General features: G+C 49.5%; 1 protein-coding gene. It reads left to right on the forward strand.

Features of this window, described 5'->3' with window-relative positions:
* On the forward strand, positions 1-206 hold a 206-nt coding region (locus FC32_RS10725; protein ID WP_162253198.1), incomplete at both ends, for a hypothetical protein.

A 206-nucleotide genomic window follows, 5' to 3' on the forward strand; every position in this document is an offset into this window, starting at 1 on the left:
ACAGCTAAAGATGTAGCTGATATGGCAAGTGAACGTCCAAACAATACAGTTGTATCTAGTGCCGCTTCTACAGCTTCAAGTGCGGCATCTGTAGCCAACTCAGCAGCTTCAGCATCATCGAGTGCCGCCAGCGTAGCAAGCTCCGCCGCTGATGAAGCAACGAAGAACTATGAAGATGCAAGCCAAGCAGACTCAGTAGCAAGTTC

The organism is Ligilactobacillus apodemi DSM 16634 = JCM 16172 (assembly GCF_001434405.1).
GTDB classification, from domain to species: domain Bacteria; phylum Bacillota; class Bacilli; order Lactobacillales; family Lactobacillaceae; genus Ligilactobacillus; species Ligilactobacillus apodemi.